The following is a 23,638-nucleotide window of genomic DNA, read 5'->3' as shown; positions in this document are numbered from 1 at the left end:
AGGCGCGGGGGCCCGCTCAGGCGGCGCCGCCGCCCCAGGGCTCCGGCCGAACTCCCGTGATCGTGTGGACGAGGGCCTCGCGGGCCGCGCGGGAGGCGGCGAGGCGGGCCCGCGCGGCGGCGAGCACGGGGGGCGACGCCGTGTCCGGCGTGCCGGCCTCGAAGGGCGGGGCGGGCGCGTATTCGAGGCCGAGCTGGATCGCTTCCGCCTGCTCTTGCCCGACGAGGTCTGCGGCGAGCGCCAGGGCGAAATCGATCCCCGCCGTGACGCCGCCGCCGGTGACGAGGTTGCCGTCCCGCACCACCCGCTCGGCGACGGGCGTCGCGCCGAAGGCGGCCAGCAGGTCGAGGGAGGCCCAGTGCGTGGTGGCGCGCCGGCCCGCGAGCAGGCCGGCGGCGCCGAGCACCAGGGCGCCGGTGCAGACGGAGGTGACGAAGCGCGCCGCCGCCGCCCGCTCGCGCACGAAGGCGAGCACCTCGCGATCCGTCATCAGGGCATTCACCCCGACCCCGCCCGGCACACACAGCACGTCGAGGGCCGGGCAATCGGCCATCCGCACGGTGGGGGTCAGCACGAGGCCCGTGGCGCTGACGATCGGCTCGAGCCCGGCGGCGACGAGGTGGACCGTGGCCCCCGGGATCATCGCGAACACCTCGTAGGGCGCCGTGAGGTCGAGCTGCTGCACGTTCGGAAAGGCGAGGAGGCCGATCTGGAGGCTCATGGAGTCTGTCCCGCTGGGAGGGGCCGCGCCGCCGCAGCGGGCTGCACGATGTCATGCCCGGACATGAAGCGGCAACACCGGGATCGCACAAGGCTCGCGGCGTGTCGTGCCCGCCCCCGACCCGGGGAGGCATTTGACATTCCGTTCCGCATCATCGACACCGCCGCCCGTTGGGGCGTCGACCGAATCCGTGGGCCGGTGACCGGTCCGGAGCCCGCGCATGACCGCCTTCCAGGTCCTTTCCCGCCAGGTCCTTTCCCGCCAAGCCTCTCCCGTGATGCCCGCCGCATGAGATCGAGCGAAGTCCGGCTCCCAACGGCCGGCGGCGATGCGTTCGCGTTCCTCGACCGCCTCCTCGGTCTCGCCGCCCTGAGCCACGCCCGCGCCTGCGCCCTCCTCGTGGCCATCGGCCTGATCTGCTTCCTGCCCGGCCTCGCCTCGCTCCAGCCCATGGACCGCGACGAGCCGCGCTTCGCCCAGGCCTCCAAGCAGATGCTGGAGACGGGCGACCTCGTCGATATCCGCTTCCAGGGGGAGGCCCGGCACAAGAAGCCCGTGGGGATCTACTGGGCGCAGGCGGCGATCGTCGGCGCCGCCGAGGCCCTCGGCGTGCCGGGGGCCCGCACGGTCATCGGGCTCTACCGCATCCCCTCGCTCCTCGGGGCCCTCGGTGCCATCCTGCTGACCTACTGGGCGGCCCTCGCATTCCTGCCCCGGCGCGGGGCGCTGCTCGCCGCCGCCCTGTTCGGGGCCTGCGTGATGCTCGCGGCGGAAGCGCATCTCGCCAAGACCGACGCCCTGCTGTGCGCCTGCGCCGTCGCGAGCCTCGGCGGCCTCGCCCGGGCGTGGCTGCGGCGCGGCGAATCCTCTCATGGAAATCACCTCGACACCGGCACGGTGGTGGCCTTCTGGCTCGGCCTCGCCCTCGGCATCCTGGTGAAGGGGCCGATGGTGCCCCTGTTCTGCGCCCTGCCGGCCGTCGTCCTGTCCGTGCGGGCCCGCTCGGCGGCGTGGCTGCTGGCCCTGCGCCCCGGCCTCGGCCTGCCCCTGACCCTGGCGCTGGTCGCCCCCTGGTTCCTCGCCATCGCTTGGAAGAGCGGGGGCGCGTTCTACGGCGAGGCGGTGGGCCACGACATGCTGGCCAAGGTCGGCGGCGGCGCCGAGAAGCACTGGGCGCCGCCCGGTACCTACGCCGTCGTGTTCTACGCCACCTTCTGGCCGGGTGCGGCCTTCGCGGCACTGGCCATCCCGTTCGCGTGGGCGCGGCGCGGCACCGACCCGGTCGCCTTCCTCCTCGCCTGGATCGTGCCGGCCTGGGCGTTGTTCGAGACCGTCCCGACGAAGCTGCCGCATTACGTTCTGCCCCTGATGCCGGCGGTGGCGATCCTGACCGTGCTGGCGATGGCCGCCGGCGCCCTCGATCCCGCCCGGCGCGGTGCCCGGATCGTGGCGGGCCTCGTGGTTCTCGTCCCCGTGGGGCTCACCCTCGGCCTGACTTGGGCGGCCTGGAGCCTCGACCGGACGGTGCCGTGGGCCGGCCTGCCCCTGCTGCTCGCGTCCTGCGCCGTGGCGATCCTGTCCTGGCGCGCCTTCGGCCTGGCGCTGCCAGAGAGGGCGTTGCTGCTCGCGGTCCTCGCCGCCTGCCTGCTCTCCCCGGCGGTGCTCGGCCTGACCCAGCCGGATCTCCCCGCCCTCAAGGTGTCGCCGCGCCTCGCCGCCATCCGTGACACCCTGCCCTGCGCGGACCCGAAGGTCGCGAGTTTCGGCTACCGCGAGCCGAGCCTCGTCTTTCTGATCGGCACCGATCTTTCCACCCCCTCCACGGCTACGGAGGCGGCGGACTTCCTCACGCAGGGCGGCTGCCGCCTCGTCTTCGTCGACAGCCGGCAGGCGGCCGCGTTCGACGCGGCCATCGCGGCGGGCACAATTCTGCCCCGGGTGGTCGGGCAGGTGTCCGGCTTCAACATCAACGGCGGCCGGCGGGTCGACCTCTCGGCCTATGCGGTGATCCCTTGAACGCTCAGACCCCAGCCTTGCGCCTCTCCGTGGTGGTGCCGGTGAAGAACGAGGCCGGCAACATCGCGAGCCTCCTCGCCGAGATCGAATCGGCCTGCGCGGCGCTCGCCCCCTTTGAGGTGATCTACGTCGACGACGGCTCCACCGACGCGACGCCGAACCTGCTCGCCGAGGCGGCCCGCGCCCGGCCGTGGCTGCGGGTGCTGCGCCACGCCCGCAGCGGCGGCCAGTCGGCGGCCGTGCGCAGCGGCGTCGCGGCGGCCCGCGCCCCCGTCGTCGCCACCCTCGACGGCGACGGCCAGAACGATCCAGCCTTCATCCCGGCCTTGTTCGCGGCCCTGGAACAGGCCGGCCCCGGGGCCGGCCTCGCGCAGGGCCAGCGGGTCGGCCGCAAGGACGGGCGCCTCAAGACGTTCCAATCGCGCATCGCCAACGGGGTGCGCGGCCGCATCCTGCGCGACGCCACCCGCGACACCGGCTGCGGCCTCAAGGTCTTTCGCCGCGAGGTTTACCGGGCGCTGCCGGCCTTCGATGCGCTCCACCGCTTCATGCCGGCGCTGGTGGCCCGCGAGGGGTTCGCCGTGGTCCACCGCGACGTGGTCGACCGGCCTCGCTTCACCGGGCGCTCGAATTACGGCCTGTTCGACCGGCTCTGGGTCGGGATGCTCGATCTTGCCGGGGTGTGGTGGTTGATCCGCCGCAAGCGCCCGGCGCCCCCGGTCACCGAGGTGACGCCGTGACGGTGCGCCCATGATCATCCAGCTCGCCACGGACCTGCGCGGCTACGTCTACGATGTGTTCGTGACCCGGTTCGACGGCTGGCTGGTGTTCGGGATCCTGGCGCAGGCGGTGTTCGGCGCCCGCTTCATCCTGCAATGGCTTGCCTCCGAGCGGGCGGGAAAGAGCGTGATGCCGCTCTCGTTCTGGTTCCTCTCCATCGCGGGCGGGCTCATGACCCTGGTCTATGGCCTGGTGCGGCGGGAACCCGTGATCATCTTCGGTCAGGCTCTCTCGACGGGCATCTATCTGCGCAACGTCGCCCTCATCCTGCGCGAGCGGCGCGCCCGATGACCCCCGCGCCCCTGCCGCCCTTCTACGACGATCTCGACGCCAGCTTCCTTGAGGTTTGGCGCCTGCTGGAGGAGGGGCCGGCCCTGCGCCGCAACGCCTTCCACATGCCGGCCCTCGCCACCGTCGACGCCGACGGCCGGCCGCAGGTGCGCACCGTGGTCCTGCGCGCGGCCGATCCCGCGACGGGGACCTTGCGCTTCCACTGCGACCGCCGCTCGGCCAAGGCCGCCGAGATCGACGCGTCGGGCCGGGCCGCCCTGCACGGCTACGATACGGCCTCCAAGATCCAGATCCGGGTCGCCGGCACCGCCCGCCTCCACACGGACGATGCCGTGGCGGACGCGGCCTGGGACGGCTCGCGGGTCATGAGCCGGACCTGCTACGGGATCAGTCCGGCCCCCGGCACGGCCATCCCCACGGGCGAGGGCTACACCCAGCCGGAGGACGGCGCCGAGATGGATCTCGGCCGTGCCCATTTCTGCGCCGTGGTGGTGACGGCGACCCGCCTCGACTTCCTGTTCCTCGACCGGCGCGGCCACCGCCGGGCGGGATGGACGCGCGACGCGGCGGGTTGGACGGGGACGTGGCTGGCGCCGTGACGGCTCACATCGCCGCGCGCAACCGCGCGAAGCCGGCGTCGAGGTCCGCCTGCAGATCCGAAATATCCTCGAGCCCGATGTGGAAGCGCAGGCCCGGCCCTTCCGGGGCCCAGGTGGTGGCCGTGCGGTAGGTGCGGCAATCGAACGGGATCACGAGGCTCTCGAAGCCGCCCCAGGAAAACCCCATCCCGAACAGTTCGAGGCCGTCGAGCAGCGCCGCCACGGCGCGCTCGGGGGCGGGGTTGAGGATCACGCCGAACAGGCCGGAGGCGCCGGAGAAGTCGCGCTTCCAGAGGGCGTGGCCGGGATCCTCGGGCAGGGCCGGATGGAGCACGCGCGCCACCTCCGGCCGGGCCTGCAGCCAGCGCGCCATGGCGAGGCCCTGCGCGCCGTGCTCGCGCAGGCGCAACGCCATGGTGCGTAGGCCTCGTAGCGCCAGAAAGACGTCCTCGGGGCCGGGGCACATGGCGAAGTGCTCGAAGGTCCGGTGCAGGGCCGGCCAGTACTGCGCGTTGGCCGAGGTGAGGCCGAGCAGGAGATCGGAGCCGCCCGAGAGGTATTTCGTCCCGGCCTCGACGGCGATGTCGACGCCCCGCGCGTGCGGCGGGAACAGCAGGGGGGTCGCCCAGGTGTTGTCCATGATCACGGCCGCGCCCCGCGCGTGGACGACCTCACTGATCGCCGGCACGTCCTGCATCTCGAAGCTCTGCGAGCCCGGCGCCTCGACGAGCACGGCCTTGGTGGTGTCGCGCAGGAGCGCACCGATGCCGGCGCCCACCAGGGGATCGTAATACTCCACCTCGACCCCGAACCGCTTCAGGACGCCGTCGCAGAAGATGCGGGTGGGGCGGTAGGCGGAATCGGAGACGAGGAGGTGGTCGCCGGCCGACACCACGGCCATGAGGGCCACGGTGAGGGCGGCGAGGCCCGACGGGGTCAGCACCGTGCCGGCGGCGCCCGCGAGTTCGCTCCAGGCGGTGGTGAGCGATTCCGTCGTCGGCGTGCCGGAGGTGCCGTAATCGAAGCGCCCGCGCCGATGCTTAAGGTCGTCGTAGGTGGGAAACAGCACCGTCGAGCCGCGATAGATCGGGGTGTTGACGAAGCCGTGCTGGGCAGACGGGTCGCGCCCGGCATGGACGAGCCGGGTGCTCGGGCCGAAGCGTGCGGGATCGCGGGGCGGGGAGTTGGACATCGGCGCCTTCGGGCGGGATTTTTGGGATGTCGGCGACCACAGCCCGGCTTGCCCTGGGCCGTCAAGTCGGGCGGTGGCGCCTTCCGCCGATGGGGAGCCTTGAGGCCGTGGAGCAGCCGGGTCGTGTGCGTTCCCCTCTCCCCGCTTGCGGGGAGAGGGGAACGCACACGACGAGGCGCCTCACCCCAGGATGCGGCTGAGAAACCCCTGCGTCCGGGGATGCCGGGGCCGGTCGAAGAAGTCCTCCGGCGGGGCGATCTCGACGATCTGGCCCTCGTCCATGAACACCACCCGGTCGGCCACCGCGCGGGCGAACCCCATCTCGTGGGTGACGCAGAGCAGGGTGGTGCCGCCCGCCGCGAGGTCGGTGAGGACGTCGAGGACCTCGCCCACCATCTCGGGGTCGAGGGCCGAGGTCGGCTCGTCGAACAGCATCACTTGCGGTTCGAGGCACAGGGCGCGGGCGATGGCGACCCGCTGCTGCTGGCCGCCCGAGAGTTCGGCGGGGGCGCTGTCGGCCTTGTCGGCGAGGCCGACCCGGTCGAGGTGGCCGAGGGCGAGTTCGCGCGCGGCCTTCAGCCCGAGGCGGCGGACGTGCAGGGGGGCGAGGGTGCAGTTCTCCAGCACGGTGAGGTGCGGGAACAGGTTGAACGCCTGGAACACCATCCCGACCCGGGCGCGCACGGCATCGGTGGCCTTGGCGCTGCCGTCGAGGGCGAGGCCCGCGACCCGGATCGTGCCGGACTGGTGCGCGACGAGGCCGTTGACGGCGCGGATGAGGGTGGATTTGCCCGAGCCCGAGGGGCCGCAGATCACCAGGGTCTCGGCCGGCGCCACCGTGAGGTCGATGGCGCGCAGGACGTGGGTGGCGCCGAACCAGGCGTTGACGCCCTGCATCGCGACGGCGGGCGTGGTGTCCGTCATCGCGCATCCCCCGCCGCGAGGCGCCGCTCGATGAAGCCGGCGTAGCGGGCCATGGAGAAGCAGACCGCGAAATAGAACAGGGCCGCGAAGGCGTAGGCCGTCACGGGCACGGCGGGGGCCGACCAGCGCGGATCGGCGCGGGCGGCCTCGAGCACGCGGATGAAGTCGGCGATGCCGACGATGGAGACCAGCGTCGTGTCCTTGAACAGGCCGATGAGGGTGTTGACGATGCCCGGCACCACGATCTTCAGAGCCTGGGGCAACACCACGGCGCGCGTGGCCTGGAGGGGCGTGAGGCCGAGGGCCAGGGCGGCCCGCATCTGCCCCGGCGGGATCGCCTGGAGGCCGCCGCGCACCACCTCGGCCATGTAGGCGGAGGCGAACAGCGCGATGCCGACGAGCGGCCGCACCAGCCGGTCCACGGTGAGGTCGCCGGGCAGGAACAGGGGCAGCATCACGTTGGCCATGAACAGCACGGTGATGAGGGGCACCCCGCGCCAGAACTCGATGAAGCCGATGCAGGCATAGCGCACCACCGGCCAGTCGGAGCGGCGCCCCAGCGCCAGGAGGATGCCGAGCGGCAGGGAGGCGACGATGCCGACCATGGACACCACCACGGTGACGAGGAGGCCGCCCCACAGGCCCGTGGCGACGGATGCGAGGCCAAGCGCCGGCATCCCGGCCAGGAGCGCGTAGGCGAGCACCGGGAACACAAGGAATAGGTAGGCCGCGCCCCAGGCCCGCTTCGGGGCGTCGAGCCACAGCATCCAGGCGGCGCCCAGCCCCAGGAGCGCGAAGAACAGGTTCGGCCGCCAGCGCTCGGCCGCCGGGTAAGAGCCGTAGGCGAGGTAGTTGATTTTCTCCCCGATGAAGGCCCAGCAGGCCCCCACCGGATGGCCCACCACCTCCGGGCGGCAGGCTTCGCCCGAGGTCCCGGTCCAGACGGCGTCGAGGACGAGGAAGCGCAGGGCTTCCGGCACGAGCCAGGCGAGGGACGCCAGGATCGCCAGGGTGACGAGGCCGTTCGCGAGGTCGGGAAACAGGTTCGTCCGCACCCAGGCGAGGGGGCCGCCGAGGCGGCGCGGCGGCGGCGCCGGCGGGATCAGGGTTTTGCGTACGTAACCCTCGGTCTCGAGGCTCATCGCCGGGCCCCCGCGACGCGGGCGTTGTACCGGTTCATCAGAAGGGCCGTGGCGAGACTCAAGCTGAGGTAGACGCACATTGTGAGGGTCACCACCTCCACCGCCTGGTTGGTCTGGTTGAGCACGGTCCCCATGAACACGTGCACGAGGTCGGGGTAGCCGATGAGCACGGCCAGCGACGAGTTCTTCGTCGTGTTGAGGTATTGGCTCGTCAGCGGCGGCACGATCACCCGCATGGCCTGCGGCAGCACCACGAGGCGCAGGGCTTGGGCGCCGCTGAGCGACAGGGCGGCGGCGGCCTCGCGTTGGCCGCGCCCCACGCTGTCGAGGCCGGAGCGCACGATCTCGGCGATGAAGGCGGCCGAGTAGGTCGAGAGCCCGATGAGGAGGGCGGCGAATTCCGGCCGCACGGGCAACCCGCCCTCGATGTCGAAGGGCCCGCGCGCCGGATACGCCACGGGCACGGGATGGCCCGCGAGCGCGAGGCCGGCCCAGGCGAGCGCCGGCGGGCCGAGGACGAGGAGGGCGCCGGGCCACAGCACAGGCACGGGTTTTTGGCCCAGGGCCACGGCGCGGCGGCTCGCGCGGATCAGCAAACCCGTCGCGAAAAGGCCGGCGGCGCAGGCCAGGGGCACCAGGGCGGCGAACCCCCAAAAATCCGGGCGCGGGAGGAAGAGGCCGCGCTGGCTGAGGAACACCGCCTGCCCCCAGGCGGCCGGATCGTCCGGCGCCGGCAGGGCGACGCGCACGGCGACGTACCAGACCAGTAATTGGAGCAGGAGCGGCAGGTTGCGGAACACCTCGACATAGGCCGCCGCGAAGGCGCGGACGAGGAGGTTCTCCGCGCGCCGGGCGATGCCGATGGCGAAGCCGAGCGCGGTCGAGAGCACGATGGCGAGCCCTGACACCAGCAGGGTGTTGAGGAGCCCGACGAGGAACGCATCGAAATAGGTCGCCGTCGCGGCCGCGTACGGCATCAGGCTCTGGCCGATATCGAACCCGGCGGCGCGCCCGAGGAAGCCGAACCCGGCGACGATTCCCTGGCGCGCGAGCTTCTGCGCGGCGTTGGCGGCGGCGAGGTAGGCCAGCCCGGCCAGCGCCAGGACGAGGACGGCCTGGACGACGAGGGCCCGCCAGCGCGGGGTGGAGCGGGGATCAGGCATGGCGTGCCGTTCCTCGCCGAACGATCGGGCCGACAGGTTCGAGGCGCGACAGGCTCCCTCTCCTGGAAGGAGAGGGCTGGGGTGAGGTGTGCGAACTCTCCGGAAAGGTCACACACCTCACCCTGTCCCTCTCCTTCCAGGAGAGGGGACCCGCGCTTCCATCAGACCCGTTTGCGTTTCGCCGTGGCACGCGATCGTTCCGAAAACATCCCCTCACCGGATCGGCGGCCCGTACTGCAGACCGCCCTGGTTCCACTGGGCGTTGAGGCCGCGCGGGATCTTCAGGGGGGTGGCGTCGCCGAGGTTGCGGGCGAAGCTGTCGCCGTAATTGCCGACGTGGCGGACGATGCGGAAGGCCCAATCGGCGGTGAGCCCCAGGCGTTCGCCGTAGGTGCCTTCGAGGCCGAGGATGCGCTTCACATCGGGGCTCAGGGCCTCGCGGTGCATCCGCTCGACGTTGTCCTGTGCGATCCCGGCCTCCTCGGCGTCCAGCATGGCGTAGTGGGTCCAGGCGACGATGTCGCGCCACTGGTCGTCGCCCTGGCGCACGGCGGGGGCGAACGGCTCCTTCGAGATGGCCTCACGCAGGATCACGTGATCGTCGGGATGCGCGGTCTTCAGGCGCTCGCCGTAGAGGGAGGACTGGTCCGTCGAGTAGGCGTCGCAACGGCCGGATTCGTAGGCGCCGAGCGTCTGCTCGCTGTTGGCGAAGGTGACGACCCGGTAGGTCAGGCCCCGGGTGCGGAACCAGTCGGCGAGGTTGAGCTCCGTGGTGGTGCCCTGCTGCAGGCAGATCGTCGCCCGGTCGAGTTGCTTGACCTCCGTGATGTTCAGGGCCTTGCGGACGAGAAACCCTTGCCCGTCGTAGAAGGTAATGGCCGGAAAGTTCATGGCCGCCGTGTCGCGGGACAGGGTCCAGGTGGTGTTGCGGGCGAGCACGTCGATCTCGCCCGATTGCAGGGCGGTGAAGCGCGCGGCCGAGGATTGCGGGATGAAGCGCACCGCCTCCGGGTTGTCGAAGATGGCGGCCGCGAGCGCCCGGCAGAAATCGACGTCGAGGCCGGTCCAGCGGCCCTGGCCGTCGGGCACGCTGAAGCCCGCCACGCCGGGGCTGACGCCGCAGACGAGGTGCCCGCGCGCCTTGATGTCCGCCAGGGTGCGCTCGGCCGGTGCCGGGGCGGCCCGGGCGGGGAGGGGCGCGAGGAGCGCGAGGGCCGGGAGTGCGAGGGCCAGGAGCAGGCCCGCCTTGGGTCGAACCACGCGCATCCGTCTCCGCGATCGGGTGTCCATCCGGGGGCCTTCTATCAGCGACGCCCGGCGGAGCGAACCGTCAGAGTGCCTCACAAAACGCCCGATCTCCGCCGGTTCTCGCCCAGGGCATAGCGGCGCAGCGGGCGTTTCGGGAGAGACACTCAGCCCTCGGCTTCCGGCGCGCCGGCCTCCTCCCAGGCCTGGAGCCAGGCCTGCCGGTCGCCCGAGCCCTCCGGGTAGGGGCAGGCATCGGCGGGCTTGCCGTAGAGGCGGGCGTTGCGCCCCTGGATGAACGCGCTGTCGCTGGCGGTGACCGTGGCGTCGGGATCGGTGGCCATGGGGACTCCTCGGGAAAACGGCGGCGCGGACCGCGCCGTGCGGTTCGTTAACGGCTCTGCGCTAAAGCTGTTGCGGTCCACGTTCCTTGCGTATCTTGGAAGTGCGTTCCCGTGCGTATCCTGCGTTCCCTCATGACGGCTGGCCTGTTCGGGGTCAGCCTGACGATCATCGGCTTCACCTGCGTCGACCGCCTCGGCCATCCGGCACGGGTGGCGGCCCCGGTGCCCGCCCCGGCCGCCCCGGCGCTGGCCGATCCCGCCGCGACGGGCTCCCTCGCCCCGGCCTCGCCGATCGTGGCCGCGCTCGCCGAGGCGCCCGCTCCGGCCAAGGCCAAGGCCGCCCGCAAGGCGGTGGAGGGCTTCGACACCGAGCGCCTCAACGCCCTCATGCGCGGCGATCCGGCGGTGACCCTGTCGCGGACGCGCTGATCCGGCTCTGCTACAAGCCCCGCCCGCGGGACGGCCCGCGAGGGAGCGACCGTTTGGGCCTGATCTACGCGCTCGGCGCTTATCTCAGCTGGGGCCTCGTCGTCCCCGTGCATTTCCGGCTCCTCGACGCGGTGCCGGCCACCAGCATCCTGGCGCACCGCATCGTCTGGTCGGCCGTCCTCGTGGCCGGGCTCCTCGTGGCCCTGCGCCGCCGCATCCGCAGCCCGTTCCCGCTGCGGCCCCGCCACGGGCTGCTCGCGCTCTCGGCCGGCCTCATCGGAGTGAACTGGCTGCTCTACCTGCGCGCCGTGCAGTCCGGGCACATGCTCGACGCCAGCCTCGGCTACTTCATCAACCCGCTGGTGAGCGTGGTGCTCGGCGCCGTGGTGCTGGGCGAGCGCCTGCGCCCGGTTCAGGCCGCCGCCGTGGCCCTCGCCGCCGGGGCGGTGCTCCTGGCGGTGGTGCTGGCCGGCACCCTGCCGTGGCTGTCCCTGGCCCTCGCCGCGAGCTTCGCCCTCTACGGCCTCGTGCGCAAGGTGGTGGGGGTCGATGCCATGGTGGGGTTCGCCGCCGAGACCGCCCTGCTCCTGCCCGTGGCCCTGGGCCACCTCGTCCTGTTCGCGCCGCCCGTGGTGATGGGCGATCCCGCGCGGGCCGGGCTCCTCGTGCTCACGGGCGTCACCACCGCCCTGCCGCTGATCTGGTTCGCGGCAGCCGCCGAGCGCCTGACCCTGGCGACCCTCGGGCTGATGCAGTACCTCGCCCCGAGCTGCCTCCTCGTGCTCAGCGTCGCCGCCTACGGCGAGCGCCTGGAGCCGCACCGCCTGGCGATGTTCGGCCTGATCTGGCTGGCGCTGGCCCTCTACGCGGCGGACGCGTTCCGCGCGGCGCGCCGGTCGCGGGCGGCCTGACCCGCCCGCGACGTCTCGGCGAAGGCCGGCGCCGTCACGCGATCCCGAGCTGGCGCAGAACCGGCAGGCGGGTCTTCACGAACGTGTCGTAACGCTCGCGCAGGTCGGCGAGGTTGGCCTCGGCGCCGTCCAGCGGCTTGCCGTCCTTGACGAGGCGCTGCCCTTGCGCCTGCAGCACGGCCCAGGCCCGCTGCACCGGATCGGCCCCGCTCGCTTGTGCCGCGAGGAACAGCTGCGCCATGCGGTCGGCCGGCACGCCGCTGCCGGTCACCGGCGAGGCGAGGAACTGGATCTCCTCCGCGGCCTCGGCCCGCCGCATCACGGCGGCGTTGAAGGCCCGGGTGCGCTTCAGGCGCGCCGCGTCGTCCTTGCCCGACGGGCAGGGCTGGACGTGGCCCGAGCCGACGAGGATGCCGAAGGCCTCCATGAGCTTGCCCCAGTCGAGGGCCTTCACGGCGGGGTCGGTGAAGATCGCCTGCACGGTGGCCGGACCCTTGGCCAGCACGTCGAGGATCGGGCTGTAGACCTCTTCCTGCAGCTGCGCCTCGCCGAGGCTGCCCTGCACCTTCAGGGGCACCTCGGTGCGGGGCGTCGAGAGGGCGAAGCGCAAGGCGGTCCAGGCGGCGCGGGAGGACGGCACCGTGTGGGGCAGGGCGCCCTTGACGTAGACGTCGCGGCGGAACTGCTGGTTGACCATGTAGTCCCGCAGGGTCTCACGCCGCACGGGATCGGCGCAGGCTTTCAGGATCGATTGCTGCTCGGCGTTGAGGTTGATGGCGTCCACCCCCTCCAGCAGGGCGGCCGAGCCCACGAAGGTGAGCTTGGCCTCGGCGAGGTCCGCCGCGACGTCGGCGAAATAGAACGGCGTCCAGTCCCGATTGAAGTACTCGTGCGCGAGGTAGCTGCGCGGCAGGCCCTTGAGCTTGTCGAAGCGCGGGGCGAGCGCCGGATTCTGGGTGAAGTACGCGGCCTTGGCCGTCCGCAGGGATTCGGCGAAGGCCACGGCCTCGTCGATGCGCGGGAGGATCGGGCCCGTGCGGGTGCCGGCGTGGTCGGTCAGCAGGCGGCGCAGGGGCATCGCCGCCGCCCAGCCCGGCAGGGTGTTGTAGCTGATGTAGACGACCCCGCCGGGCTTGAGGCGGCGGCGGAGGAACTCGACGATGTGGGCCCGGTTCTCCGGGCTGATCCAACTGTAGATGCCGTGCAGCGCGACGACGTCGAAGGCCGCCGGCAGGGCGGGCTCGTGGAGGAACTCCGAAAAGCTGTGGTCGTAGAAGTGGACGTTCGGGGTGCCGGCCTCTGCCGCCAGCGCCCGGGCGCCGGCGATCTGGGACGGGTTGAAGTCCGTGGCGTGGAACTCGATGGTCGGGTTGGCCGCCGCCAGGAGGTTGGTCGAGAGGCCCTGGCCGCAGCCGAGCTCGCAATAGGCGAGGCGTCCGGAGAAATCCGGTCCGCGCTGCCCTCGGGTCAGCATCACGAAGTCCAGCAGGGCCGGGGTCAGCTCACGATAGAAGCCGTGGGTGTAGCCGATATCGGCGACGTAGCCTGCCGTCCATGTGGTCATGCTGAACTCCGAAGGCGCCGGGCGTCTCGTGTGGCGCATGAGGGTGAACGAGGCGGTGCGCTCCGCTCTAACGGTTGTGTCGGGGGCCGCCTAGGGCATCGTTCCGAAGAACGGATTTGGGACGGTGCCCTGAAGTCCCTGATGTTGCATCGTCTTTCCCGAAAGACGGACGCTAACCGTTCGGGACGATGCCCTCGCGGTCCCGGCCGATATCGGCGCCCGCCCTCGCCCGGAGGGCACCCGCCATGCGACCTTCGCGCCTTCGCATTCGCCAACCCGAAGGTGCACCCGTGAGCCGCATCACCGACATTCCCGGCCTGCGGGTCGGCCACGCCCAGGACCTTCGCCTCGGCAGCGGCGTCACCGCCCTGATCTTCGACGAACCCGCCGTGGCCGGCGTCGATGTCCGCGGCGGCGGCCCGGGGACCCGCGAGACCGATCTCCTCGCCCCCGAGCGCACGGTGGAGCGCATCGATGCGCTCGTGCTCTCGGGCGGCTCCGCCTTCGGCCTCGACGCGGCGGCGGGCGTGATGGCGGCCCTGGCGGAGGCCGGGCGCGGCTTTCCCGTTGGGCCGGCCCGGGTGCCTATCGTCCCCTGCGCCGTGCTGTTCGACCTCCTCAACGGAGGCGACAAGGATTGGGGCCGGTTCCCGCCCTACCGGGATCTGGGCTACGCGGCGGCGCGGGCGGCGGACCGCGCCTTCGCCCTCGGCTCCGTCGGGGCCGGCACGGGGGCGAGCACCGCCAACCTCAAGGGCGGGCTCGGCTCGGCCGCGGCGCCAGTGCCGGGCGTGGCCGCGCGGGTCGGGGCCCTCGCCGCCGTCAACGCCTTTGGCCGGGTGACCGTGGGGGAGGGGGCGAACTTCTGGGCCGCGCCCTACGAGGTCGGCGACGAGTTCGGGGGATTGGGGTTTCCGAGGACCATGCCGGAGAAGGCGTTCGACTGGCCGCGCAAGGGGCTGGCGGGCGCCAGCACGACCCTGGCGATCGTCGCCACCGATGCGGTCCTGACGAAGGCCCAGGCCCAGCGCCTCGCCGTGATGGCCCAGGACGGCCTGTCCCGCGCGATCCACCCCGTGCACACGCCGTTGGACGGCGACGTGGTCTTCGCCGTGGCGACGGGCCGGGTTCCCCTCTCCGATCCCATCGCCGACCTCGCCCGCCTCGGCGACGCCGCCGCCCGGACGCTCGCGCGGGCCGTCGCCCTCGGGGTGCACCGGGCAACCGCCCTGCCGGGCTTCGACCGGATGCCGCCGGCCTGGGACCAGTGCTTTGGGCGAAGCAGCTTAGGGGGCTGATCCGGCATCCGCTTGATCCAAGCGGTCGCTGGATCACGAGGCCCGCGCGGTGCTTGAGCGAAGCCCAAATCGGCATCCCGAAGGGATCGACCGGATTTGGAATGACCCCGCGCGAAACCGTGATCGCCGAATCGGAACACGGCCCCGGTCCGGGCCATTGCCCGGCCGGAGCCCCAAGCGCCGCTAGATCCCCGAGCCCCACCGGGGATCCGAGCCGCCCCGTCGGAGCGCGACGGGCGCCCCAGGCCGATTCCGGTCTCGATCTCCCACACCGAGCCTTCGAGCGAGCCCCCGATGACCGATCTCTCCCGCCGCAGCCTCATCGCCGCCGCCACCGCCGGGGGCGCCCTGATGGGGTCGGCCGCCCGCGCCGCCGGCCAGGCTGTCCCCCCGGGCGGCGTCGTCCCGGAACGCGGGACGGACGGCGCCCCGATCATCGGCCCGCGCAACCCGGCGCGCGAGGCGCAGGACCCGTTCACGGTGCGGCCGCCGAAGACCGACCATGGCACCATGCCCAACCTCAAATGGTCGTTCGCCGACAGCCACATGCGCCTGGAGGAGGGCGGCTGGGCCCGGCAGACCACGATCCGCGAACTGCCGGTCTCGAAGGCCATGGCGGGGGTGAACATGCGCCTCAAGGCCGGCGTCGTGCGCGAGATGCATTGGCACAAGGAGGCGGAGTGGTCCTACATGCTTCAGGGCCGCGCCCGCATCACCGCCATCGACGCGCAAGGGCGTACCTTCGCCGACGATGTCGGCCCCGGCGACCTCTGGTACTTCCCCTCCGGCATCCCCCACTCGATCCAGGCCCTGGAGAGCGACGGCGTCGACGGCTGCGAATTCCTCCTCGTGTTCGACGACGGCGCCTTCTCGGAGGATTCGACCTTCCTGCTCACCGACTGGCTCGCCCACACGCCGAAGGACGTGCTCGCCAAGAATTTCGGGCTGCCCGAGAGCGCCTTCGCGCATATCCCGGAGAAGGAACTCTACATCTTCCCCGCTCCGATGCCGGGGCCGCTCGCGGGGGACAAGATGGGTGGCGCCGGCCCCATCCCCGAGACCTTCAGCCACCGGATGCTGGCCCAGGAGCCGATCCGCACCAAGGGCGGCACCGTGCGGATCACGGATTCGACGATCTTTCCCGCCTCGAAGACCATCGCGGCGGCCCTCGTCGAGCTCGAGCCCGGCGCCATGCGCGAGCTGCACTGGCACCCCAACGGCGACGAGTGGCAGTTCTACATCGCGGGGGAGGGGCGCATGACCGTGTTCGGCTCCGAATCGAAGGCGCGCACCTTCGATTACCGCGCCGGCGACGTCGGCTACGTGCCCTTCGCCATGGGCCACTACATCGAGAACACCGGCTCTGGGCCCCTCACCTTCCTGGAGATGTTTCGCACGCCGACCTACGCCGACATCTCCCTGCGCCAGTGGCTCGCCCTCACCCCCCACGCCCTGGTGGCGGCTCATACGGGAATCGACCGGGCGCTCATCGACGCCCTGCCCCGGAAGAAGGACCCGGTGGTGGGCTGACGGGCGGCCGCCTCAGGCTTGCGCTTCAGCCTTGGCATCGGTGATGAGCGCGGCGAGGCCCGCATCGACCTCGGCGCCGAGCATCGCCCGCTCGGCGTCGGTGAGGTCGGCGGCCCAGCCGCGCTGCCCGAACCCTTCCGCGCATTTGGCCCGCTCGGCTGCAAGATAGGCTTCCGTCTCGGCCGGCCGCGTCCGCATGGCGTGGACGAGGCCGAACCAAGCCGCGCGCTCCACCACGGCGAGGCGGGCGCGCAGGCGGATCATCACCGCGCGGTCGGGGGCGACATCATCCATGGCGTGTTCCTTCTGGAGGATCAGCGCCGTGGTTCGCAGCGCGTCTTCACGTAGGTGTCCGGGTCGTTGCCGTGACCCGCATTGGCGGCGAGGACCGGCCCCTGCATCAGGCATTCCTGAAGCGTGTGGGCCGGACCGGTGATGATGTCGAGCGCCGTCTCCCGCGAGCAATCGGGAGCCTGGACGGTGGAGGCGCAGACGAGGGCGACGACGAGGACTGGGTTCATGACCGCTTACCTGGAGCGCCCGGCCGACGCGGCAAGAGCAGGGCGCACCCGATCCTGTACGGTAGTGCCGGATCATCGTGTCGCACTGACCCGGCTCAGCACTCGGGTGGATCTGATCCTCTTTTGTTCTTGATTTATTCCAATGGTGATGAGGCTTCGAGTGATAGAATAATTCTATGCCTTTTATCCTAGGACTAAAGACCTAGGATAAAATAGCTGAATCGATGTGTCTGATTCCAGTCCTCTGAAACGAATAGGGAACATAAGGGAACAAGCCTGTGGATGCCCCACGCGGGGTCCGATCCCGTCGCCCCCACGCGTGTTAAGCTTTGTGTGCGAGAGCCGTGATGCGGCGGGGCGGGTCCCGGCGCGCGGCAACCGGAGCGGGCATGAGCGTCGGCATCGAGATGGGACTGAGCCTGGGGCCGGGCGCGGAGCCCGCCCGCCTCGACCTCGAGGAGCTGCTGGCGACCCGTCTCCTCGTCCAAGGCAATTCGGGTTCGGGCAAGTCGCACCTTCTGCGCCGCCTCCTCGAGCAGAGCGCCGGGTCGGTCCAGCAGGTGATCGTCGACCCAGAGGGCGATTTCGTCACCCTGGCGGAGGCCTACGGCCACGTGGTGGTGGACGGCGCCCACGGCGAGGCGAGCCTCCAGGCCATCGCCGCGCGGGTGCGGGCGCATCGGGTCTCCGTGGTGCTCACCCTGGAGAGCCTCGACATGGAGGCGCAGATGCGCGCGGCGGCCGCCTTCCTCGGCGGCCTGTTCGAGGCCGAGCGCACCCACTGGCACCCGGCCCTCGTCGTCGTCGACGAGGCACAGATCTTCGCGCCGGCCGCCGCCGGCGACGTCTCGGACGAGGCGCGCAAGGCTTCGCTCGGCGCCATGACCAATCTCATGTGCCGCGGCCGCAAGCGCGGACTGGCCGGCATCATCGCGACGCAGCGCTTGGCCAAGCTCGCCAAGAACGTCGCGGCGGAGGCCACGAACTTCCTCATGGGCCGCACCTTCCTCGACATCGACATGGCGCGGGCCGCCGATCTTTTGGGCCTCGACCGGCGTGGCGCCGAGCGGTTCCGCGATCTCGCGCGCGGCGAGTTCGTGGCCCTGGGGCCGGCCCTGAGCCGGCGGCCGCTCGCGCTGCGCATCGGCCCCGTCACCACCTCGGCGCGGTCCGGCTCGCCGAAGCTCGTGCCCCTGCCGGCCCCGGCGGACGCGGACCTGCGCGCCCTCATCCTCACCCGCTCGGAGGAGGAGAGCGGCCCGGCCTGGGCGCCGGCGCCGCGCACCCCCCCGGTTCCGCGCGCGAGCCCGACCGACCTCATGCGCGAACTCAGCGCCTACCGGCCCGAGCCCGTGGAGGCGCCCGAACCCTTGAGCGAGGCGGAGATGCGGGCGGGCTGCGAGGCGGTGCTGCGCGGCATCGCCGCCGATCCCGATGCCGGCGGCCAGCCCGTGGCGGTGGTGTATCAGGACTTTCTCGTGCGCTGCCGCATGCGCGGCCTCGACGGCGAATCCTTAAGCCTCGCCGCCTTCCGTCGCCGCCTCGGCGTCGCCCGGGCCGGGATCGACGAGACCGAGCCGGCGGGGGAGGCCGACGGGCGCTGGGACGAGGCGCAGGCCGCCGCCGCCGCCCTGCCCGACGAGGTCCAGGGTCTGTTCCTCATGCTCGCCCGCGCGGCGCTGGCCGGCGAGCCGTGCCCCGGCGACGAGGCCTTGGCGCGGGCCATCGGGAGCCGCTCGCCGGGCCGTGCCAAACGCCTGCTCGCCTATGTCGAGACGCGGGGCACCATCGTGTGCCGGATGGATTTTCGCGGGAATCGCATCGTCGCCCTGCCGGCCCTCGGCTGCGAGACGGCGCCGGGCGACCCCAAGGCGCCCGTGGGCGAGGGCAGGGCTGCGGCGGTCGAGGCCACGCCCGCCCCAGCCGCGCCCGAGATGCCGGGCCTGTTCGCGGCCGAGTAGGACCCGGCCGCGCGAGGCTTGCTACTTGATCACCGCACAGGCGATGCGCGGGCCGGCGCCGCCGATGGGCTGCGTCGTGTGGTCGTCGGGGTTTGCGTGGATGATGAGCGCCGAGCCGTCGCCGTCCTTGAGCGCGCCCTCGCCCGTGAGCGGCGTGTCGCTCGACACCTCGGCGTTCACCGAGCCGTCGGCGTTGGCGTAGACGTTGGGCAGGTCGCCCTCGTCCGGGCCATCGGCGTTGAGCAGGCCGTGCTTGCTCTGGTCGTGGTTCACGTGGGCCTTCGACTTTTCGAACTTCTCCGTGTCCGAGCAATCGCCGACCGCGTGGAAGTGGATGCCGTGCCAGCCGGGCGGCAGGCCGCCGGGGTTGATCGTCACCCGCATCACGAGGGTGTTGGCCCCGTCGCGGATGGCGATCCGGCCGATGGTCTCGCCCTTGCCGTTCCGGATGTCGCTCTCGAAGGTCTGGGGGGCGGCCGGAGCGGCCGGAGTCTGGGCGGGGGGAGTCTCCTGGGCCCGGGCGGCACCGGCCGCGAGCGCCAGGAGGGGGATGATCGACAGGACGCGTCTCATGGGGATGGTCTTCCTCTCCACGCCGGGGGCTTGGTGAAGCCTCAACGGAGCCAGCGCCCGGACGATCCGGGACCGTACCGATAATGGCGCCCCGCGAAACCCCGGATGGCCGGGCTTTCACGGGGCAGGGGCGGCCGATCGCCCTCGGCGTCTCGGCCGGCAACTGTGTAGTCGGCCCCACGCGTGACACTGGGCATCCGGTGGACGCGGCGTTGAGATTTTCTTAATCTTTCGTCTGGTCCGGTCGGAGCGGATGTGATTCGGCTTCCCCTTCACGCGGGTCGGGACCGATCGGGAGAGCCCCATGTCCATCCCTGTCCGCTCCATCGCCCGCCTGCTCGCCCTGCTGGCCCTCGGCGCGGCCGGTCCCGCTGCGGCGCAATCCACCTCCGATGGCCGGGCCTGGACCGACCCTCCGGCCCGGGGGGCGGCCGTGGGCCCCGCACCCGAGGCGCCGAAGGCTGCGGAAGCCGAAAAGCCCCCGGCCGCCGTCGCGACGGCGGAACACCGCACCGCGTCGTCCGAGTCCCGCGCTGCGTCGTCCAAGCCCCGTGTCACGGCCGCGAGCCTTCGCGCGGTGTCCCCCAAGCGCCGCGTCGCGGCGATCCGGCGCCAGCCCGTCGCCGTGGCCCGGCTCCATCCCGCGCCCGTCCGGATCGTTCATGCGCGGATGCCCAATCCGCGCCGGGTGCGCTATGGCTTCGTGCCGCCGCCGCCGGCCGTGTTCGACGAGGATCCCCGCACCCGGCGCATCCGCCAGGCCGAGGCGGCCGGTTACCTCGTCGTGCGCCGCTCCACCGTCGCCGCGCCGGACGGCCGTTTCCTCTACGGCTACCGTCCCTACACCGTGGACGATGAGATCGACGACTGAAGAGTTCGCCAGAGCCGGCCGCCGGTCTCAATGCCGAGCAGAGCCCGGTGCGACGGGCACTTCGTGACCGACACCGGGACCCTACGAAAAACCCCGCCGGGCGGGGCCCGGCGGGGGAGATGGTCGGCGATGGGACGGGGGCGCTCAGCGCAGGCGACCGGGCCGGGCGGGCTCGAACACGATGCGGCGGTGATAGGCGCACCAGCTCTTGCCGTCCGGCACCGAGGCGCCGCAGCACACGGCGCGGTCGTTGGGCTCGCCGATGATGAACTTGCAGACGAACGCCCCCGACTGGGCGAAGGGAACCCGCAGGGAGGCGGACGGTTCGGCGATCGCATCGGCCTCGCCGACCTGGGACATGCGGACAAGCTGGTTCATGTTGGCGTTCGACTCATGAAGATCGGGGTGTCGCGGGCCACGGCCCGGCGGATGATCGAGGATACCCGTCGCACTCCGAAGGCTCGGTTCTCACGCCCTGAAAGCGCGCGCGGCACGGACGTGACGGCTCGACCAAGGCGGCGAAATGGGAACGGGCAGGACGCGATCACGTCATGCTGCTGTTATATATGGCGTTCTTCGCCCCACAAACAAGTCTTTGTACGTATGCCTGCCCTGGCCTGAACGCATCGGCAGGACGATGCCGAGGCCGAAGGCGGTTTTCGAGATGCGGGAACGCCGGGAATCGGGCATGCCGCCGGACGGCATTCCGCGAAGCCCCCGTCATACGATCCCGCCTCCCGCAACGCGAGGATCGTGTCGCCGGATCTGGGCCGGACTTCGCGGATGACCGAATGTGGCTCGTCGGATCGAATCGACCGGCATTCGTATGAGGGATCCGATGCGTGTCCTCGTGACTGGTAGCGCCGGCTTCATCGGCTACCACCTCGGCCGGCGCCTCCTGGCGGCGGGCCACGCGGTCACGGGCCTCGATGGTTTCAGCGACTATTACGATGTCGGCCTCAAGCGCGCCCGCCACGCGGACCTCGCCGCGCATCCGGCGTTCGACGCCGTGGAGGGGCGCCTGGAGACGGAGGGCCTCCTCCTCGACACGATGGCACGGGTGCGGCCCGACATGGTCGTGCATCTCGCCGCGCAGGCGGGCGTGCGCCACAGCCTCGAGAATCCGGCCGCCTACGTCCAGGCCAATATGGTCGGTACCGCCAACCTCGTCGAGGCCGTGCGGGCCCATCCCGTGCGCCACCTCCTGTTCGCCTCGACGAGTTCGGCCTATGGCGGCAACGCCCTGACGCCGTTCCGGGAGACCGACCGAGCGGTGTCGCCGCTCACCCTCTACGCGGCGAGCAAGCTTGCCGGCGAGGCGATGCTGCACGCCTACAGCCACCTGTTCTCCATTCCCACCACGGCGTTCCGGTTCTTCACGGTCTACGGCCCGTGGGGGCGGCCAGACATGGCCCTGTTCCTGTTCACCGCCAAGATCCTGGGTGGCGAACCCATCGAGGTCTTCGCCGGCGGGGCGGCGGAGCGTGATTTCACCTACGTGGACGATCTCGTGGCGGCCATCGCCCGCCTGATGGACGCGCCGCCGGAAGGGCCGGGCGGGGCCGGCCCCGTGGGGGCGTTCGACACCTTGAGCCCCGTGGCGCCCTACCGCCTCGTCAACATCGGTGGCGGCCGGCCCGTGCGCCTCGACGCGATGATCGACGCCCTGGAGGCGGCCCTCGGACGCAAGGCCGAGCGGGTGCTGAAACCCCTGCCGCCGGGGGACGTCGCCCGCACGCACGCGAGCACGGAGCTGCTGCGCGCCCTCATCGGCACCGTGCCGGAGACGCCCCTGTCGGAGGGGGTCCCCGCCTTCGTGGACTGGTACCGCGCGTATTACGGAACCTGACCGAAATCCGGGTTCGAAGGGCAAGCCCTTCGCGGGTCCAGGGCAGGGCCCTGGGAAACGTCGGGCTTTGCCCGATACCCGCCGAAGGGGTGCCCCCTTCGGAATCCCGGGGTGGGATCAGCCGGATTTGGTCTGGCCGACGCTGACGAGCTTGGCCGCGCCGCGCGCCTTCCGCTCGGGGAGGATGTCGCGAACGGTCTGGGCGATGGAGGCGGCGTCGAGGCCGGCCTCGCGGTACATGGCGTCGGGGGTGTTGTGGTCCTGGTAGGTGTCGGGCAGCGTCAGGGTCCGCACCCGCACCCGGCCGGCGTCCAGGGCGCCCTTTTCGGTGAGCAGGTGCAGCACCATGGCGCCGAAGCCGCCCACCGACCCCTCTTCCAGGGTGATCAGAACCTCGTGGGACGCGGCGAGGTCGAGGATCAGGGCCTCGTCGAGGGGCTTGGCGAAGCGCGCATCCGCCACCGTCACGGCGATGCCCTCGGCCTCCAGGGCGTCGGCGGCCTTGCCCGCCTCGGCCAGGCGGGTGCCGAGCGACAGGAGCGCCACCCGCGCCCCCTCGGGCCGGCGCACGATCCGACCCTTGCCGATGGGCAGGGCCTCGCCGCGCTCCGGCAGGTCGACGCCCACGCCCTCGCCGCGGGGGTAGCGCAGGGCGATCGGACCGGAATCGTGGGCGTGGCAGGTCGCCACCATGTGGACGAGCTCGGCCTCGTCGGCCGCCGCCATCACGGTCATGTTCGGCAGGCAGCAGAGATAGGCGAGGTCGAACGCGCCCGCATGGGTCGCGCCGTCGGCGCCCACCAGCCCGGCCCGGTCGAGGGCGAAACGCACCGGCAGGTTCTGCAGGGCGACGTCGTGCACGACCTGATCGTAGGCCCGCTGCAGGAAGGTCGAGTAGATCGCCACGAACGGCTTGTAGCCCTCCGTCGCCAGCCCGCCCGCGAAGGTCACGGCGTGCTGCTCGGCGATGCCGACGTCGAAGGTCCGGTCCGGATGCGCCTTGCCGAACAGGTCGATGCCGGTGCCACCCGGCATCGCGGCGGTGATCGCCACCACCTTCGGGTCGGCGTCGGCGGCCTTGATCAGGCTCTCGCCGAACACCCGGGTGTAGGCCGGGGCGTTGGGCTTGGCCTTGGCCTGCACGCCCGACAGCACGTCGAACTTCACGACGCCGTGGTAGCGGTCGGCGCTCGCCTCCGCCGGGGCGTAGCCCTTGCCCTTCTGGGTGACGACATGGAGCAGGATCGGGCCCTGCTCGGTGTCGCGGACATTCTTCAGGATGGGGAGCAGGTGGTCGAGGTTGTGCCCGTCGATGGGGCCGACATAGTGGAAGCCCATCTCCTCGAACATGGTGCCGCCGCCGACCACGAGGGAGCGGGCGTATTCCTCCGCCGCCGCCGCGCGCTGGTAGAGGGCCTTCGGCAGCAGCTTGCCGAGCTGCTTGGCGGTCTCGCGCAGGGAGCGGTAGGTGCCGCCCGACGCCAGCCGCGCGAAGTAGGCCGACATGGCGCCGACGGGAGGCGCGATCGACATGTCGTTGTCGTTGAGGATGACGATGAGGCGGGAATGCAGCGCGCCGGCGTTGTTCATGGCCTCGTAGGCCATGCCGGCCGACATCGAGCCGTCGCCGATCACCGCGATCATGTTGCGGCGCTTGGGCGGCGGGGCGCCCGTGGCCTTGGCCTGCGCCTCATCGAGGTCGCGGGCGACCGCC

24 protein-coding genes are annotated in these 23,638 nt (G+C 71.9%); 11 read left to right on the top strand and 13 right to left on the bottom strand.

Going from position 1 to position 23,638, the window contains the following annotated elements:
* Positions 1–16: 16 nt before the first annotated feature.
* On the bottom strand, positions 17–721 hold the full coding sequence (locus MFF01_RS11400; protein ID WP_238225415.1) for a DJ-1/PfpI family protein: 705 nt from the start codon (positions 719–721) through the stop codon (positions 17–19).
* Between the two features lie 288 nt (positions 722–1,009).
* On the opposite strand from MFF01_RS11400, the gene MFF01_RS11395 reads away from it, so the two are divergent.
* The 4 genes from MFF01_RS11395 to MFF01_RS11380 are packed head-to-tail and all read left to right on the top strand — an operon-like array spanning position 1,010 to position 4,407.
* Positions 1,010–2,737, top strand: coding sequence for an ArnT family glycosyltransferase (locus MFF01_RS11395; protein WP_238225413.1), 1,728 nt, complete (start codon positions 1,010–1,012; stop codon positions 2,735–2,737).
* Positions 2,734–3,477: a glycosyltransferase gene (locus MFF01_RS11390; protein WP_238225411.1), complete on the top strand. Its 744-nt coding sequence runs from the start codon at positions 2,734–2,736 to the stop codon at positions 3,475–3,477. Before MFF01_RS11395 ends, MFF01_RS11390 begins: the two co-directional genes overlap by 4 nt.
* A 10-nt stretch (positions 3,478–3,487) precedes the next feature.
* The gene (locus MFF01_RS11385; RefSeq protein ID WP_238225408.1) at positions 3,488–3,808 is read left to right on the top strand and encodes a lipid-A-disaccharide synthase N-terminal domain-containing protein; all 321 of its coding nucleotides are present in this window, start codon (positions 3,488–3,490) and stop codon (positions 3,806–3,808) included.
* The gene (locus tag MFF01_RS11380) at positions 3,805–4,407 is read left to right on the top strand and encodes a pyridoxamine 5'-phosphate oxidase family protein (protein WP_238225406.1); all 603 of its coding nucleotides are present in this window, start codon (positions 3,805–3,807) and stop codon (positions 4,405–4,407) included. The genes MFF01_RS11385 and MFF01_RS11380 overlap by 4 nt, the downstream gene beginning before the upstream one ends.
* 4 nt (positions 4,408–4,411) lie before the next feature.
* Here the strand turns inward: MFF01_RS11380 and metC are convergent, their stop codons facing one another.
* From metC to MFF01_RS11350, 6 genes are all read right to left on the bottom strand, one after another.
* Complete coding sequence (gene metC / locus MFF01_RS11375; RefSeq protein ID WP_238225404.1) at positions 4,412–5,599, bottom strand: cystathionine beta-lyase; 1,188 nt, start codon at positions 5,597–5,599, stop codon at positions 4,412–4,414.
* Between the two features lie 180 nt (positions 5,600–5,779).
* The gene (locus tag MFF01_RS11370; RefSeq protein WP_238225402.1) at positions 5,780–6,523 is read right to left on the bottom strand and encodes an amino acid ABC transporter ATP-binding protein; all 744 of its coding nucleotides are present in this window, start codon (positions 6,521–6,523) and stop codon (positions 5,780–5,782) included.
* The gene (locus MFF01_RS11365; protein ID WP_238225401.1) at positions 6,520–7,665 is read right to left on the bottom strand and encodes an amino acid ABC transporter permease; all 1,146 of its coding nucleotides are present in this window, start codon (positions 7,663–7,665) and stop codon (positions 6,520–6,522) included. Before MFF01_RS11365 ends, MFF01_RS11370 begins: the two co-directional genes overlap by 4 nt.
* Positions 7,662–8,828: an amino acid ABC transporter permease gene (locus tag MFF01_RS11360; protein WP_238225399.1), complete on the bottom strand. Its 1,167-nt coding sequence runs from the start codon at positions 8,826–8,828 to the stop codon at positions 7,662–7,664. The genes MFF01_RS11365 and MFF01_RS11360 overlap by 4 nt, the downstream gene beginning before the upstream one ends.
* Positions 8,829–9,041: 213 nt before the next feature.
* Positions 9,042–10,061 (bottom strand): amino acid ABC transporter substrate-binding protein, encoded by a 1,020-nt coding sequence (locus MFF01_RS11355; protein ID WP_238225451.1) that lies wholly within the window; start codon positions 10,059–10,061, stop codon positions 9,042–9,044.
* A 179-nt stretch (positions 10,062–10,240) separates the two neighbouring features.
* Positions 10,241–10,417, bottom strand: coding sequence for a ribosome modulation factor (locus MFF01_RS11350; RefSeq protein WP_238225397.1), 177 nt, complete (start codon positions 10,415–10,417; stop codon positions 10,241–10,243).
* 111 nt (positions 10,418–10,528) lie between these two features.
* Between MFF01_RS11350 and MFF01_RS11345 the strand changes: the two genes are divergently transcribed.
* Together MFF01_RS11345 and rarD are read left to right on the top strand one after the other, a co-directional pair.
* Complete coding sequence (locus MFF01_RS11345) at positions 10,529–10,846, top strand: hypothetical protein (RefSeq protein WP_238225395.1); 318 nt, start codon at positions 10,529–10,531, stop codon at positions 10,844–10,846.
* Between the two features lie 53 nt (positions 10,847–10,899).
* Positions 10,900–11,757 carry an EamA family transporter RarD gene (gene rarD, locus MFF01_RS11340; RefSeq protein WP_238225393.1) on the top strand — a complete coding sequence of 286 codons (858 nt, stop codon included), beginning with the start codon at positions 10,900–10,902 and terminating at the stop codon, positions 11,755–11,757.
* A gap of 34 nt (positions 11,758–11,791) precedes the next feature.
* Here rarD and MFF01_RS11335 read toward each other — a convergent pair whose 3' ends face one another.
* Entirely contained in the window at positions 11,792–13,321 is a 1,530-nt protein-coding gene (locus MFF01_RS11335; RefSeq protein ID WP_238225391.1) for a class I SAM-dependent methyltransferase, read from the bottom strand.
* Positions 13,322–13,566: 245 nt separating this feature from the next.
* Between MFF01_RS11335 and MFF01_RS11330 the strand changes: the two genes are divergently transcribed.
* The gene (locus MFF01_RS11330; RefSeq protein ID WP_238225388.1) at positions 13,567–14,619 is read left to right on the top strand and encodes a P1 family peptidase; all 1,053 of its coding nucleotides are present in this window, start codon (positions 13,567–13,569) and stop codon (positions 14,617–14,619) included.
* 294 nt (positions 14,620–14,913) lie between these two features.
* A complete protein-coding gene (locus MFF01_RS11325; protein WP_283207178.1) occupies positions 14,914–16,149 on the top strand; it encodes an oxalate decarboxylase family bicupin in 1,236 nt (411 codons plus the stop codon).
* A 12-nt stretch (positions 16,150–16,161) separates the two neighbouring features.
* On the opposite strand, the gene MFF01_RS11320 is transcribed toward MFF01_RS11325, so the two are convergent.
* Together MFF01_RS11320 and MFF01_RS11315 are read right to left on the bottom strand one after the other, a co-directional pair.
* Complete coding sequence (locus MFF01_RS11320) at positions 16,162–16,443, bottom strand: hypothetical protein (protein ID WP_238225386.1); 282 nt, start codon at positions 16,441–16,443, stop codon at positions 16,162–16,164.
* A 20-nt stretch (positions 16,444–16,463) separates the two neighbouring features.
* Positions 16,464–16,670, bottom strand: coding sequence for a hypothetical protein (locus MFF01_RS11315; protein ID WP_238225384.1), 207 nt, complete (start codon positions 16,668–16,670; stop codon positions 16,464–16,466).
* A gap of 389 nt (positions 16,671–17,059) precedes the next feature.
* Here MFF01_RS11315 and MFF01_RS11310 point away from each other — a divergent pair, with 389 nt between their 5' ends.
* Complete coding sequence (locus MFF01_RS11310; RefSeq protein ID WP_238225382.1) at positions 17,060–18,631, top strand: ATP-binding protein; 1,572 nt, start codon at positions 17,060–17,062, stop codon at positions 18,629–18,631.
* A gap of 21 nt (positions 18,632–18,652) precedes the next feature.
* Here MFF01_RS11310 and MFF01_RS11305 read toward each other — a convergent pair whose 3' ends face one another.
* Positions 18,653–19,204: a superoxide dismutase family protein gene (locus tag MFF01_RS11305; protein WP_238225380.1), complete on the bottom strand. Its 552-nt coding sequence runs from the start codon at positions 19,202–19,204 to the stop codon at positions 18,653–18,655.
* Between the two features lie 304 nt (positions 19,205–19,508).
* Between MFF01_RS11305 and MFF01_RS11300 the strand changes: the two genes are divergently transcribed.
* On the top strand, positions 19,509–20,075 hold the full coding sequence (locus MFF01_RS11300; protein WP_238225378.1) for a hypothetical protein: 567 nt from the start codon (positions 19,509–19,511) through the stop codon (positions 20,073–20,075).
* Positions 20,076–20,219: 144 nt separating this feature from the next.
* Here the strand turns inward: MFF01_RS11300 and MFF01_RS11295 are convergent, their stop codons facing one another.
* On the bottom strand, positions 20,220–20,453 hold the full coding sequence (locus tag MFF01_RS11295; protein ID WP_056168086.1) for a hypothetical protein: 234 nt from the start codon (positions 20,451–20,453) through the stop codon (positions 20,220–20,222).
* Between the two features lie 460 nt (positions 20,454–20,913).
* Between MFF01_RS11295 and MFF01_RS11290 the strand changes: the two genes are divergently transcribed.
* Positions 20,914–21,924 carry an NAD-dependent epimerase/dehydratase family protein gene (locus MFF01_RS11290; protein ID WP_238225376.1) on the top strand — a complete coding sequence of 337 codons (1,011 nt, stop codon included), beginning with the start codon at positions 20,914–20,916 and terminating at the stop codon, positions 21,922–21,924.
* Positions 21,925–22,041: 117 nt separating this feature from the next.
* Here MFF01_RS11290 and dxs read toward each other — a convergent pair.
* The coding region (dxs, locus tag MFF01_RS11285; RefSeq protein WP_238225374.1) for a 1-deoxy-D-xylulose-5-phosphate synthase at positions 22,042–23,638 on the bottom strand (1,597 nt) is incomplete at its 5' end.

Origin of the sequence: Methylobacterium adhaesivum (genome assembly GCF_022179065.1) — a bacterium.
Taxonomy (GTDB): Bacteria; Pseudomonadota; Alphaproteobacteria; order Rhizobiales; family Beijerinckiaceae; genus Methylobacterium; species Methylobacterium adhaesivum.
Note: the sequence above shows the minus strand (reverse complement) of the source record. Positions and strands in the feature narration are given on the sequence as shown.